At 63.2% G+C, this 13,945-nt stretch carries 10 protein-coding genes and 1 pseudogene; 7 read left to right on the forward strand and 4 right to left on the reverse strand.

The features are described 5' to 3' along the window. Nucleotides 1–30 precede the first annotated feature (30 nt). Nucleotides 31–1,002: a thymidylate synthase gene (locus ACZ9H3_RS16660; protein WP_330522202.1), complete on the forward strand. Its 972-nt coding sequence runs from the start codon at nt 31–33 to the stop codon at nt 1,000–1,002. Between the two features lie 53 nt (nt 1,003–1,055). Here the strand turns inward: ACZ9H3_RS16660 and lysA are convergent, their stop codons facing one another. After that, the gene (gene lysA, locus ACZ9H3_RS16665; protein WP_476222777.1) at nt 1,056–2,297 is read right to left on the reverse strand and encodes a diaminopimelate decarboxylase; all 1,242 of its coding nucleotides are present in this window, start codon (nt 2,295–2,297) and stop codon (nt 1,056–1,058) included. A 194-nt stretch (nt 2,298–2,491) separates the two neighbouring features. Between lysA and ACZ9H3_RS16670 the strand changes: the two genes are divergently transcribed. After that, the gene (locus tag ACZ9H3_RS16670) at nt 2,492–3,415 is read left to right on the forward strand and encodes a LysR family transcriptional regulator (RefSeq protein ID WP_454240525.1); all 924 of its coding nucleotides are present in this window, start codon (nt 2,492–2,494) and stop codon (nt 3,413–3,415) included. Between the two features lie 6 nt (nt 3,416–3,421). On the opposite strand, the gene cadR is transcribed toward ACZ9H3_RS16670, so the two are convergent. Then, nucleotides 3,422–3,865, reverse strand: coding sequence for a Cd(II)/Pb(II)-responsive transcriptional regulator (gene cadR / locus ACZ9H3_RS16675; protein WP_065757992.1), 444 nt, complete (start codon nt 3,863–3,865; stop codon nt 3,422–3,424). 82 nt (nt 3,866–3,947) lie between these two features. Between cadR and ACZ9H3_RS16680 the strand changes: the two genes are divergently transcribed. The 5 genes and pseudogenes from ACZ9H3_RS16680 (at nt 3,948) to ACZ9H3_RS16700 (ending at nt 11,159) form a co-directional block, all read left to right on the forward strand. After that, on the forward strand, nt 3,948–6,203 hold the full coding sequence (locus tag ACZ9H3_RS16680) for a heavy metal translocating P-type ATPase (protein ID WP_476222779.1): 2,256 nt from the start codon (nt 3,948–3,950) through the stop codon (nt 6,201–6,203). Between the two features lie 6 nt (nt 6,204–6,209). Continuing rightward, nucleotides 6,210–7,081, forward strand: a pseudogene (locus ACZ9H3_RS16685) (LysR family transcriptional regulator). A gap of 225 nt (nt 7,082–7,306) precedes the next feature. Continuing rightward, nucleotides 7,307–8,371 carry a putative 2-aminoethylphosphonate ABC transporter ATP-binding protein gene (locus tag ACZ9H3_RS16690; protein WP_065757990.1) on the forward strand — a complete coding sequence of 355 codons (1,065 nt, stop codon included), beginning with the start codon at nt 7,307–7,309 and terminating at the stop codon, nt 8,369–8,371. 1 nt (nt 8,372) lies between these two features. Then, nucleotides 8,373–10,097, forward strand: coding sequence for a putative 2-aminoethylphosphonate ABC transporter permease subunit (locus tag ACZ9H3_RS16695; RefSeq protein WP_476221589.1), 1,725 nt, complete (start codon nt 8,373–8,375; stop codon nt 10,095–10,097). A gap of 36 nt (nt 10,098–10,133) precedes the next feature. Continuing rightward, entirely contained in the window at nt 10,134–11,159 is a 1,026-nt protein-coding gene (locus ACZ9H3_RS16700) for a putative 2-aminoethylphosphonate ABC transporter substrate-binding protein (RefSeq protein WP_476221591.1), read from the forward strand. 10 nt (nt 11,160–11,169) lie between these two features. On the opposite strand, the gene ACZ9H3_RS16705 is transcribed toward ACZ9H3_RS16700, so the two are convergent. Next, the gene (locus ACZ9H3_RS16705; RefSeq protein ID WP_330522205.1) at nt 11,170–12,534 is read right to left on the reverse strand and encodes a GTPase/DUF3482 domain-containing protein; all 1,365 of its coding nucleotides are present in this window, start codon (nt 12,532–12,534) and stop codon (nt 11,170–11,172) included. After that, on the reverse strand, nt 12,527–13,918 hold the full coding sequence (locus ACZ9H3_RS16710) for a DUF2868 domain-containing protein (RefSeq protein WP_476221594.1): 1,392 nt from the start codon (nt 13,916–13,918) through the stop codon (nt 12,527–12,529). The genes ACZ9H3_RS16705 and ACZ9H3_RS16710 overlap by 8 nt, the downstream gene beginning before the upstream one ends. Nucleotides 13,919–13,945 lie beyond the last annotated feature (27 nt).

Raw genomic sequence — 13,945 nt, forward strand, 5'->3', positions numbered from 1 at the left:
CGCCTCTGCCTGTTTTGAAACAGGTAAGTCATGAAGCAATATCTAGAACTGGTCGCCCACGTGATCAAGCACGGCACCCTGCAGGGCAACCGTACCGGCATCCGCACCATCAGCTTCCCCGGTGCCATGCTGCGTTTCGACCTGCAGGAGGGCTTCCCGGCCATCACCACCCGCCGCCTGGCGTTCAAGTCAGCCATTGGCGAGATGGTCGGTTTCCTGCGCGGGGTGAAGAACGCAGCGCAGTTCCGCGAACTGGGCTGCAAGGTCTGGGACCAGAACGCCAACGAGAATGCGCAGTGGCTGGCCAACCCGTTCCGTCAGGGTGCCGACGACCTGGGTGAAATCTACGGCGTGCAATGGCGCCAGTGGCCGGCGTACAAGCGTATTGCGCTGAGTAACCCGGCTGCCATCGCGCTCGCTCAAAGCCAGGGCTTCCAGACGATTGCCGAGGCCGAGGAAGACGGTGAAGCGTTCGTGGTGCTGTACAAGGCCATTGACCAGATTCGCCAGTGCGTCGACACCATCATCAATGACCCAGGCAGCCGACGCATCCTGTTCCACGGCTGGAACTGTGCCCAGCTTGACGAGATGGCCCTGCCGCCGTGCCACTTGCTGTACCAGTTCCACCCGAATGTCGAGACCAAGGAAATTTCCCTGACCCTCTACATCCGCTCCAACGACCTGGGCCTTGGCACGCCGTTCAACCTCACCGAAGGCGCTGCACTGCTGTCGCTGGTGGGCCGTCTGACCGGTTACACGCCACGCTGGTTCACTTACTTCATTGGCGATGCGCACGTCTATGAGAACCACCTGGACATGCTCAACGAGCAGCTCAAGCGCGAACCACTGGCCGCGCCGAAGCTGGTGATCTCCGACCGTGTGCCGGAATTCGCCAAGACGGGTATTTACCAGCCCGAGTGGCTGGAACTGATCGAGCCGAGCGACTTCAGCCTTGAAGGCTACGAGCACCACGCGCCGATGACCGCGCCAATGGCGGTTTGACCGCCGCCTCACAACACAGGCTATTGCGGCCTGTGTTGTGTTTGGTTACAGCCTCAGGCGTCCAGTTCAAGCGCCAGCAACGACTCAAGGCTTTGGCGTTTGCGGATCAACCGACTGGCCTCGCCGTCGATCAGTACTTCAGCGGCATGCCCGCGGCTGTTGTAGTTCGACGACATCGACGCGCCATAGGCGCCGGCGGTATGGAACACCAGGTAATCCCCCACCTGAGCCGACGGCAGCAGGCGCGATTCGACAATGCCGCCTTCAAGCTGAGTAGTAAACACATCACCGGATTCGCACAACGGGCCTGCCACCACGGTAGCGCGCGGCGGACGCGGCGCCTGCGCGGTGCCAGGCTGTGGAATCAGTGAAATCTCGTGGTAGCTGCCGTACATCGAGGGGCGCATCAGGTCATTGAAACCGGCATCGACCAAGGTGAAGTGGTTGCTGCCCATCGGCTTGGTCCCGCGTACTTCAGCGACCAGCAGGCCGGACTCGGCCACCAGAAAACGACCCGGCTCGATTTCCAGGCGCACTGGGTGACCCAACTGCTGCTCGATCTGCTGTTTGGCTTCACGCCACTGCGTGAGGTAGTGCGCGATGTCTACGGCCTGTTCGCCATCGCGGTAAGGCACCGACAGCCCGCCACCAGTAGAGATCGCTTCGATGTCGTGGTCCAGGCGGCCAATCAGCTCCACCATGGCGCTGCACACCCGCTGCAGGTGGGAGTAGTCCACGCCCGAGCCGATATGGAAATGCAGGCCGACCAGATGCAGCTGATATTTGCGAACCTGGGCCAGCGCCTCTTGCAGCTGCTTGTGCCAGATCCCGTGCTTACTGTTTTCACCGCCGGTGTTGGTCTTGTTGCTATGGCCGTGACCGAAGCCCGGGTTGATGCGCAGCCAGACCCGGTGCCCAGGGGAGCGCTCGCCCAGTTGCTCAAGCATGTCGATCGAGCCCACGTTGACCTCGATCTGCGTTTCTACCACGCGGTTCAGGGTGGCCCGGTCGAACAGGTCGGCGGTGAACACCACTTCGGCAGCACCTGAGGTGCGGCCGGTTTTGAAGCCGGCCTTGAGTGCGCGCTCGATTTCACCGAGTGATACGGCATCAACCGCTACCCCCGCTTCACGCATCAGGCGCAGTACATGCAGGTTCGAGCAGGCTTTCTGGGCGAAGCGGATGGTGTCGAAGCCCGCCAGTTGCTGGATGCGCTGACGAATTACCTGGGCGTCGTACACCCACAGTGGGGTGCCGTGTTCGGCGGCCAACCGGGTCAGCATGCTATCGGTGATGGCGGTGGTCCGGCATGGGCCTGGACGTTGTGCGGCGGCGTGTTCCAATGAGGTTCTCCCTGGGGTATGGCGCGGCCCCGGTGTGGCGGGGCGTGGATGGCCTGCATCATGGAGAAAGGTGGGGGCGGCATAAAATATCAATTTGCCGTGAGGTCATTCATTTATGATATGGCTTTCGATCTCCCGAGCGGCCCATGTCCATCTCCTTGCGTCACATTGAGGTTTTCCGTGCGGTCATGACCTCGGGCAGCGTGACTGAGGCCGCTGCTATGCTGCACACCTCGCAGCCGACCGTCAGCCGTGAACTGGCGCGTTTCGAGCAACTGTCCCGTTTGAAGCTGTTCGAGCGGGCCCGTGGTCGGTTACGACCGACCTCACAGGCGCTGGCGCTGTTCGAGGAGGTGCAGCGGGCCTACTTTGGCCTTGATCGCATTCTCAATACGGTGGACGCCCTGCGCGAGTTCGAGCAGGGGCAGTTGTCGATTGTTTGCCTGCCGGTGTTTTCCCAGTCGCTGCTGCCCAAGACCTGCCAGCGCTTTCTGGCGCAGTTCCCCAAGGCCAGTGTCACCATCAGCCAGCAAGAATCGCCTTTGCTGGAAGAATGGCTCTCCGCGCAGCGGCACGACATCGGCCTGACCGAGGTGAGCAGCACGCCGCCTGGCACCGTGCTATCGCCGCTGATGACTGTGGATGAGGTCTGTGTATTGCCCAACGGGCATCCGTTGCTGGAAAAGCAACGCCTGGCGCCCGCCGACTTTTCCGGGCAACCCTTTATCAGCCTGTCCACGCTGGACACCTACCGGCAGCAGATCGACGAAATTTTCCGGCAAGCGCAGGTCGAGCGGCGCTTGGTACTGGACACCCACAGTGCGGCATCGGTGTGCTCAATGGTCCGCGAGGGGATTGGCCTGGCGATCGTCAACCCGCTGACTGCCCTGGACTTCGTTGGCCAGGGTGTGCAGATCCGCCCCTTCACGGTGCCGATTCCCTTTACCGTGAATATCGTCAAACCCCTGCATCGGCCACCTTCACAGTTGGTCAGCCTGTTCGAGGACGCCCTGCGCCAGCAGGCAGACGCGGTCAAGGCGCAGTTGGCGGTTAATCCCCAGGCACTGTGAGGGCCATCAGTGGCCGTGGCTGCGACCTACATGTGAATGCTCTGCGCCCGGCGCGGTGACTGCCCCGTTGACCTCCAGATGCTGCAGGATCGAGCACTGTTCCTCTTGGGCGTGGCAATGCTGGCGCAGTTCCAGCAACTGCTCCTGCAAGGCCAGCAACCCGTCGATCCGGGCCTTGACGTGCTGGATATGCTCATCGATCAGCGCGTTGACGCTTTCACACTGGGCCTCCGGGCTGTCGCGCAGGCGGAGCAGGCTGCGGATTTCATCCAGGGTCATGTCGAGGGTTCGACAGTTGCGGATAAAGGTCAGGCGCTCGACATGCGCCTGGGTGTAGAGCCTGTAATTACCCTCGCTGCGCGCAGGCTCTGGCAGCAGGCCTTCGCGCTCGTAGTAGCGGATGGTTTCCACCGGGCAGTCAGTCGTTTTGGCCAGTTCACCGATTTTCATTGCACATTCCCCGGCAGATTGCTTGACCCTATAGTGGCTACAGGGTGTGTACTTGGCAACAGGACCTTTAGGGATGAACCGTATGCACCAGCCCGTCAGCCACAACCACGCCCATAAGGCGCATGATGACCACGACAATCACCACGCTCATGGCCATCAAGCGCACGGCCATGCCTGTTGCTCGGCTGCCGAGGCGCCGGCGCTGATTCAATTGAGCGAGGTGAGCAGTGCCAACGCTCGCCTGAGCCGCTTTCGGATCGAGGCCATGGACTGCCCGACCGAACAGACCCTTATCCAGAACGCGCTGGGCAAACTGGCGGGGATCGAGCAACTGGAATTCAACTTGATCAACCGCGTGCTTGGCGTGCGGCATACCCTGGTTGAGGCGAAGGTTATCGAGCAGGTCATCGCTGGCCTGGGCATGCAGGCCGAACCGCTGACAGAGAACGCCGAGACGCAGGATGAGCCGCGTGTAACGGCGAAGAAGCCTTGGTGGCCGCTGGCGCTTTCTGGCGTCGCGGCTCTGGTGGCGGAAGTCATTCACTTCACGGCGGCCGCGCCGAACTGGGTGGTGGCACTGGTTGCGCTGGTGGCAATCCTCAGCGGCGGCCTGGGTACGTACAAGAAGGGCTGGATCGCCCTGAAAAACCGCAACCTGAACATCAACGCCCTGATGAGCATCGCGGTGACCGGTGCAGTGCTGATCGGTCAGTGGCCGGAAGCGGCGATGGTGATGTTCCTGTTTACCTTGGCCGAGCTGATCGAGGCCCGCTCGCTGGAGCGTGCGCGTAACGCCATCGGCGGCTTGATGCAGTTGAGCCCTGACCGCGCCACCGTACAGCAGGCTGATGGCCAGTGGCTGGAGATGGAGGTCAAACACGTGGCGTTGGGCGCTCGTGTACGGGTTCGTCCCGGTGAGCGTATCGGTTTGGATGGTGAGGTACTGCTGGGGCAATCCAGCGTCGATCAGGCGCCGATCACCGGCGAAAGCCTGCCCGTCGAGAAAGGGCCGGGCGACAAACTGTTCGCCGGCACCATCAACCAGGGTGGGGCCTTGGAGTTCCGTGTAACAGCGCCCGCCGGTCAATCGACCCTGGCGCGGATCATCAAGGCCGTGGAGCAGGCACAAGGTGCGCGTGCGCCGACGCAGCGCTTCGTTGATCAGTTCTCGCGCATTTACACCCCGGTGGTGTTTGCTCTTGCCCTGCTCGTAGCGGTCGTGCCGCCAGTGTTCACCGGAGCCGCGTGGTTCGACTGGATCTACCGGGCCTTGGTCTTGCTGGTGGTCGCGTGCCCTTGTGCCTTGGTGATTTCTACCCCGGTGACGATTGTCAGTGGCCTGGCCGCTGCTGCGCGCAAGGGCATTCTGATCAAGGGGGGCGTGTACCTGGAGGGCGGCCGCAAGCTTGATTTCCTGGCCTTGGACAAGACCGGCACCCTAACCCACGGCAAACCGGTGCAGACCGATTTCCAACTGCTCGATCCACTGTTCGAAAGCGCCGCGCAGCGCATCGCCGCCAGCCTCGCCGCCCGTTCCGACCACCCGGTGTCCCATGCGGTAGCGCAGCAGGCCGAACAGCAGGGCATCGTCGTGCATGAGGTTCATGACTTCCAGGCCCTGCCGGGGCGAGGGGTCCGCGGGCAGGTCGAGGGCACCTTGTACCACCTGGGTAACCATCGGCTGGTAGAAGACCTTGGCCTGTGCTCGCCGCAACTGGAAGCCCGTCTCGATTTTCTGGAGCGCCAGGGCAAAAGTGTCGTGCTGTTGCTTGACGGCTCCGGCCCGGTGGCGTTGTTTGCCGTGGCCGACACGGTCAAGGACAGCAGCCGTGAGGCCATCGCTCAATTGCACGAACTGGGCATCCGCACCGTCATGCTGACCGGCGACAACCCGCATACCGCCGAGGCCATTGCCGCCCAGGTGGGCATCGATCAGGCCTACGGCAACCTGTTGCCCGCCGACAAGCTCAAGACCATTGAAGACCTCTACAGCAAAGGTCATCGGGTGGGCATGGTCGGCGACGGTATCAACGATGCTCCGGCACTGGCACGGGCCGAAATTGGCTTTGCCATGGCTGCAGCCGGCACCGACACGGCCATCGAGACGGCCGACGTGGCGTTGATGGATGACGACTTGCGCAAAATCCCGGCCTTCGTCAGGCTCTCGCGCAACAGCGCGGCGATTCTGAAGCAGAACATCGTGCTGGCGCTGGGGATCAAGGCGATCTTCCTGGGCATCACCTTTGCTGGCATGGCGACCATGTGGATGGCCGTGTTTGCCGATATGGGCGTCAGTCTGTTGGTGGTCTTCAACGGTCTGCGTCTGCTGAGAAAATGAGGATGTATGTTGAGTGCCGAGTTGAAAGCGTTCTACATGGTCGCGCGGTTGGGCAGCATTACCCTGGCGGCGAAGAAGCTCGGGCTCAGCCAACCGACCGTGACCACGCAGATCCGCAATCTGGAAAGCCAGTACGGGGTTGAGTTGTTTTACCGTGGCGGTCGTCGCCTGACCTTGAGTGACGACGGTGCGCGCCTGTTGCCGATGGTCAAGGTGCTGTTGCAGCAGGAAGCGGATATCGAGTTCTTCCTGCGTAACAGCGGCCAGGCCCAGGGCACCCTGCGCATCGCCGCGACGGCGCCGTACTACATTCTCGACCTGGTGAAGATCTTCCGTGAACGCTTGCCGCAGGTTGAGGTTTCGGTAGAGATCGGCAACTCCCAACAGGTGTTGGAGTTGCTGGAAGACTACCGGGTGGACCTCGCGGCGTCCTCGCAGTTACTCGAAGATGCCAGGCTGGTGCGGCGGGTGCTTGGCACCGACCCGCTGGTGGTGGCGGTGCACCGCAATCATCCGTTGGCCAATCGCGGGTCTGTACCGCTCAGCGCCTTGAGCGGGCATTGCCTGCTGATGCGTGTGAGCTTGGTTCCACGACGCGTCGCCTGACTGAACAGATGCTGGCCGATGCCGGGGTGAAGGCGGGTTCGTTGTTGGAAATCGGCAGTCGCGAGTCGATTCGCGAGGGGGTGCTGCGCAACATCGGCATCAGCATCATTGCCCGCCATGAAGTGCCGCATAACCCGGAATTGCGCGTGCTGACCCTGGAGGGCGCTCCGCACATGTACGAATACCTCTATTGCCTGAAAGAACGGCGCCAGGCCCGCCTGCCCGCAGCGTTTCTTGGCCTTGCCCAGGAAGTCGCGGCCTGCGACCTGTAGGCCAAGGCAAGCCTACTGCGCCTATCCCTGTAGGAGCCGGGCTTGCCCGCGATGCAGGCGCTGCGCACCCACTGGCACACCGCCGCTGCAAAAGGTGCGGCTTTGCTGGCAATGGCAGTTAACCCAAATCTGCCTATACCACTATCGGTAGCTTTTGCCTGGGCGCCACAGAAGCTTCGCATTCGCCTCCTAGCATGACCCTCATCTGCTCGGTGAGGCCCTGCCATGAACAACCCACTCGTAAACCCTGGCGCACAGATGAAGGTGCGCGGCATCCACAAGCGCTTCGGTGCTTTCACGGCACTGCAAGATGTATCCCTGGATATCGCCGCAGGCGAACTGGTCTGCCTGCTTGGCCCTTCCGGGTGCGGCAAGACCACGTTGCTGCGTTGCATCGCCGGGTTGGAGCGTCAGGACCGTGGCACGCTGTACATCGGTGATCGTGACATTTCCGACCTGCCACCGCAGGCGCGGGACTACGGCATTCTGTTCCAGTCTTATGCGCTGTTTCCCAACCTGACGGTCGAAGCCAACATTGCCTATGGCCTGAGCGGCAGTGGCCGTGATGAAGTGCGCCAGCGTGTCGCGCAGATGCTGGAGCTGGTGGGCCTGTCGGGCAGCGAGAAAAAGTACCCCGGCCAACTCTCTGGCGGGCAGCAGCAGCGCGTTGCCTTGGCGCGTGCCCTGGCGCCAGCCCCCTCACTGTTGCTGCTCGATGAGCCAATGTCGGCGCTCGACGCCCGTGTGCGTGAGCACTTGTGCAGCGAGTTACGCCAATTGCAGCGTCAGCTTGGCATCACCACCCTGATGGTGACTCACAATCAGGACGAGGCCATGCTGATGGCCGACCGCATTGCCGTGATGAACAACGGGCAGGTTGAGCAGTACGCCTCCCCGCAGGCGATTTATGACAAACCGGCCACCCCGTTTGTGGCCGAGTTCGTCGGTCAGGGTAACTGGCTGCCGTTCCAGCGCAGCAGCGACAGCCATGCGCAGGTCGGTTCGATGAACATGCGCCTCGACCAAGGCGCTAGCCAGGCCCGCAGCGGTCGGTTGTTCTGCCGCCCCGAGGCGATCAGTGTCAACCCGCCGACCCACGAAGAAAACCTGTTCCCGGCCCGGGTGCGGGAGATCACGTTCCTCGGCAACCGCTGCCGCATGAGCTTTGAGTTCAACGAACTGCCTGGCCATCCGCTGTTGGCGGAAGTCGCGCCGGAGGCCATGCCGCGCCTGGGTTCACAAGACATCTGGGTCGCCCTGCCACCGCGCAGCCTGCAGGTGTTTGCCTGAGATGGCTGCGCCAATCGCACTGCCGGGCGCTCAGGCGTCCCGCACTCAATCGGCCCGTATCGCACGGGGTGATCGCTTGTTCGTGGTCGGCGGCAAGGTGCTGTTGCTGCTGCTGTTGACCGTCGCTGTCCTGTTGCCGCTGCTTGCGATCTTCTGGCGTGGTTTCAGCAGCGAGGCCGGGCAGGGCGGCGGCCTGACGGCGGCCATTGAGCTGGTGACCAGCGCGAATTTCCATTGGTTGCTGGGCAACAGTCTCAAGGTATCGCTGAGCGTGGCAGCCATCGTCGTGCCCGTGGCCTACCTGTTCGCCTATGCCCTGCAGCGCACGCTGATTCCGGGCAAGTCGATCTGGCGCGGGATTTCGCTGTTGCCACTGCTGGCGCCGTCGATGTTGCCGGCCATTGCGCTGGTCTACCTGTTCGGTAACCAGGGGCTGCTGCGCGGTCTGCTCAACGACAACATCTACGGTTTCTGGGGCATTGTCCTCGGCGAGGCGATCTACACCTTTCCTCATGCCCTGATGATCCTGCTGTCGGCACTGTCGCTGGCCGATGCACGGTTGTTCGATGCAGCCTCCAGTATGGGCGCAGGCCCTTGGCGGGCGTTCCACAGCATTACCTGGCCTGCAACCCGGCAGGCGGTCTTCGCTGCATTCTGCCTGGTATTCACCCTGACCATCACGGACTTCGGTGTGCCGGTCGTGGTGGGCGGCGACTATCAGGTGTTGGCGCTGGAAGCCTACAAGGCCGTAGTGGGGCAGCAGCAGTTCGGTCGCGGCGCACTGATCGGTATGGTGCTGTTGCTGCCAGCGCTGTTCAGCTTCGCGGTCGATGCCTGGTTGCGCCGCCGTCAGGGCGATGCAATGAGTGGCCGGGCACAGGTGTTCCTGCCGGCGCCATCGCGGCAGCGCGATGGCTGGTTCCTGGCGCTGGTACTGCTGGTGTGCGCGATCCTGTTGCTGGTGGTGGGCATGGCGGTGTACTCGTCGCTGGTGAAGTTCTGGCCTTACAACTTGTCGCTTTCACTCAAGCACTACCAGTTCGACGACACCGCCGGTGGCGGCTGGCTCGCTTATCGCAACAGCCTGACCATGGCCCTGGGTGTGGCACTGATTGGCAGTGTGGTGATCTTCACCGGTGCCTACCTGATGGAGAAAACCCGCGGCCAACGCAGCCTGAACCTGCTGCTGCGCCTGCTCAGCTTTGTGCCGATGGCTGTGCCGGGGCTGGTGCTGGGTCTGGGCTATGTCTTCTTCTTCAACTTGAGCGGCAACCCGTTGCATGTGTTCTACGGCAGCATGACGCTGCTGGTGGTGTGCACCATTGCACATTATTTGACCACCGCTCAGATGACCGCGACCACCGCACTGCGCCAGCTCGACGGCGAGTTCGAGGCCGCCGCACTGTCGCTCAAGGCGCCGCTGTACCGGCATTTCCTGCGGGTGACTGTGCCGATCTGCCTGCCCGCACTGCTGGACATCATTCGCTACCTGTTCGTCTCGGCGATGACCACGGTGTCGGCGGCGATCTTCCTCTACAGCCCCGACACCATCCTCGCCGCCGTCGCTGTGTTGAACATGGACGATGCCGGCAACGTCGGCGGCGCGGCGGCCATGTCCACCCTGATTCTGCTGACCAGCGCGGCCGTCTCGCTGCTGCTGGCCTGGGCCTCGCGCGGCCTGCTGCAACGCTCCCAAGCCTGGCGCCAGCGTGCGCCAGGCCACTGATGACCCTCTAACCTGTACCGCTCAAGGAACCGCACCATGTTCAAGCCACTTGCTCTTGCCGCTGCCGTCCTCACTGCCATGACTGTGCAGGCCCAGGCCGCTACGACTCAACTGACGGTGTACACCGCACTGGAAGCCGAGCAGTTGAAGACCTACAAACAGGCGTTCGAGAAGGCCAACCCGGATATCGAGATCAAATGGGTACGTGACTCCACCGGCATCATTACCGCCAAGCTGCTGGCGGAAAAGGATCGCCCGCAAGCCGATGCGGTCTGGGGCCTGGCGGCCTCCAGCCTGGCGGTTCTTGACCAGCAGGGCATGCTGCAGCACTACGCCCCCAAAGACCTGGAAAAGATTGGTGGCAACTACCGCGACGCGGCCAATCCACCGGCCTGGGTTGGCATGGACGTCTGGGCGGCGACCATCTGCTTCAACACCATCGAGGCCGAGAAGCAGGGCCTGAGCAAGCCTCTGAGCTGGCAGGACCTGACCAAGCCGGAATACAAGGGCAAGATCGTCATGCCGAACCCTGCGTCCTCCGGCACTGGCTTCCTGGACGTCAGCGCCTGGTTGCAGACCTTTGGTGAACCACAGGGCTGGGCGTACATGGATGCTCTGCACCAGAACATCGGCCAGTACGTTCACTCCGGTTCCAAACCCTGCAAGTTGGCCGCGGCCGGTGAATTCCCGATTGGTATTTCCTTCGAGTACCCGGCGGTTCAGCTCAAGCGCCAAGGTGCGCCGTTGGATATCGTCTTGCCAAAAGAAGGCCTGGGCTGGGAGATCGAGGCTACTGCCGTACTCAAGGGCAGCCAGCATGAAGCAGCCGCCAAGCGCTTGGCCGACTTCTCCGCCAGCCCGGCGGCGATGGAGTTGTACAAGGAAAACTTCGCCGTACTGGCTCAGCCGGGCATCGCCAAACCACAGACCGAACTGCCAGCCGACTATGAACAGCGCCTGATCAAGAACGACTTCGCCTGGGCCTCGAAAAACCGTGACGGCATCCTGGCTGAATGGCGCAGGCGCTATGACGGCAAGTCGGAAAAGGTGGCGCAGCAGTAAGCGACAGGGCCTACAGCTCTTGCACCAAGGCTTCAAGCTGCTCAAGGCGCTCTGCCTGGCTCAGCCGCGCCCCCGCATTGAGCGATGACCACTGCGGGTGCGCCCGAGCCTTGTTGAGGGCTTCGGGCAGCTTGCCGTCACGCCAGCTGTTGTCCTGTGGTGTGCCCAGTGTGATGCGCGCCTGTGCTGCGTGCCCACGGCTGTCCAACGCCTGGGCCAGCTGGCGCTGACGCAAGGCCAGCAGGCGTAACACACCGTCGTCCACTGTCAGTTCACGTTGCCCTTTGAGCTTGCCCAGCAAGCGCGAGCCATAGTTGCGTGCGGTCTGCAGCGCGCCGCCGGCAATGGCGCCAGCCAATGCTGCCGCCCCCAGGGTCAGGCCACCTACCAGCAAGTCAACGCCCGCACCTGCGGCCGCTCCCGCCGCCACGCCGCTACCCAGGCGAACACCTAGTAGCTTGAGGGTTTCCGGGTTGAACAGGTCATCGCCCCAGCGTCCGTCGAGCAACGGCAGATCCTCGGCGCTGGCATCCTGGCTGCGGAACGCATAGAGCTTGAGCAAGGCGTCGACGCAACGTTGTTCACGTTGGCGTATGGTCTGGCGCAACTGCTCGATAGCCGCCGCTTCCTGTGTGGGGTCTGCCACTACACTGCGGCGACAGGCTGCGCAGTCGAGCAGCAGCTCGGCGATCAGTTGGCGGGCGCTGTGACGACGCGCTTCGCGCTGCGCTTGTTGGTCGTCGATCAAGCGCTGCAGGGCCGGGCGGGCACTTTCCAGCAGAATGCCAAGGCTCTCATAGAGCCTGCGTTCGCCATCCTCCGGTGGGGCCACGCTATCGAAGCGTACCAGCGCATGCAGCCCCAAACGGGCCAGCGCTTCGCGCCAGTCCGGTTCACGATGGTTGCTGCTGGCGACGAAATTGAGCACCGGCAGCAGCGGTTTACCGCAGCCTGCCAACACCTCCAGTTCATCGCGGTATTTGGCCAGCACCGGCTCGCGGGCATCGATCACGTATAGCCCGGCATCGCTGGCCAGTAACTGGCGCAGCACCTTGGCTTCTTGTTCAAAACGCTGGCGGGCTTCGCTGCCCTGCAGAAAGCGCTCCAGTCGTGCCGGGCCGTCGAGGCGTTCCCCGGGCCGCTCCAGGCGTTCGAGGTAGTCGAGCAGGGCAATGGCGTCTTCCAGGCCCGGTGTGTCGTAAAGCTCCAGCAGGGGCTCGCCCGCCACCGACAACCGTGCGCCTTCCACGTGGCGGGTGGTGCTGGGCCGGTGTGACACTTCGCCAAACCCCACATCGCGGGTGAGGGTGCGCAGCAGCGAGGTCTTGCCGACGTTGGTGTGGCCGACCACGGCTAGCTTCAAGGGCTCAGTCATGGCCATGCTCCAGCCAGTGCAAGGGCGCCGTGTCGGCGAACCTCAGGTCAAATTTTTCCAGCGCCTGATGCCAGTCGCCCAGTCGCTCGCTGTCCAGTGCTTGCCCAGGCGGAGCTTGCATCAGCCAGATCCGCGTGGCCCCGGCGCTGCGCGCCAGTTCGGCGATCAACGCCAGGCTGCCACGGTCCGGCGAGCGGCGTGGGTCGCAGGCTATCGCCAGACGTGCAGGGGGGAAGCGGCTCAGTTGTTCCAACAGCCGGTTGCGCGACTCGCGGCTGTCGAGGATGCCGGCATCCACGACGCTGGCGGGTAGCGCCGGTGGCCACGGGCGCTGGTCGTCCAGCTCAAGGCCCACCAGCAGGGCACCTGCGCTGTGTTCCGCGTCGGCCAGGCGAGTGACCTCTGGCATGGCCGCGGGTTCTGGGTCGTTGATGCCCAAGCGTTCGCTACTGGGCATCAGGGCCTCACGCAGGGTGCTGTAGCCGGGCAGCTTCAGGTCCAGGCTCAGGTGCTGGCGACCACGTCGCCAGCACCACAGGCAGGTCGCGGCCAGCAGCAGGCGCGGCAGCAGGCCGTAGACCACCAGCACGCCCAGCAACCAGCCGGCCCACGCCTGACGGGCCAGTTCCAGCACCGGCTGGCTGACGCCGCTGGCGCGGATCATGGCCACGTCCGGCACGCTGAAACCCAGCAGTGCCGGCAAGGCACCGAGTGCCTGGGTCAGGTCAATGAAGGTCTGGTCGCCGAGGATGGTGGTCTCCCAGACAAAGCCATAACGGCGGGTTGCCAGCAGTACCAGCAGCACCAGCAGGGCGCTGCCCAGTGCCAATAGCCAGAGGCCGTTGACCAGTGCCCCGAGCAGCCAGCGGTTGAGCCGCTGGCGTTGCAACAACAGCAGTAAGGCCGGCGCCAGATGCACCGCCTGCGCGTCACGGGCGAGCTTTTCGCTCAGCCATAGCCACACACGGCCCAGGCTTGCACCTTGCTCGCCAGCCAGGGAAAAGCTCATGGCCCAGCTCAGCAACAGCAGCAGGTTGACCCCGAGCAGGCTACCCACGGCCCAGAACACATTCACCGGTCGCTGGCCGTCACCCAGCGCGGCAAAGGCCAAACCGGCACCGCTCAGCACAGCCACCGCCAGCAGCACCAGCAGGGCCAGTCGCGCGCCCTGTTTCCAGTGCAGCAGCGCGGCACGCATGCCGTCACGTTCAGCCAGCCAGAGCGCACGGTTTTCGATCCGCGTTGCGAGGTCGCCCCCCAGTTGGCGGGCACGGCGATTAGCCTCTTGATCGTCCAGAGGGCCGGCGTGTTCTTCGCGCAAGCGTACCGCTTCGGTAAGCCAGCGTTTGTCCAGGTCTGTCAGTCCAGTCACGCAAAAGTCCATTGATCACGTCAGTCCAGAGCATAACCC

Source organism: Pseudomonas sp. TE3910, from assembly GCF_056279025.1.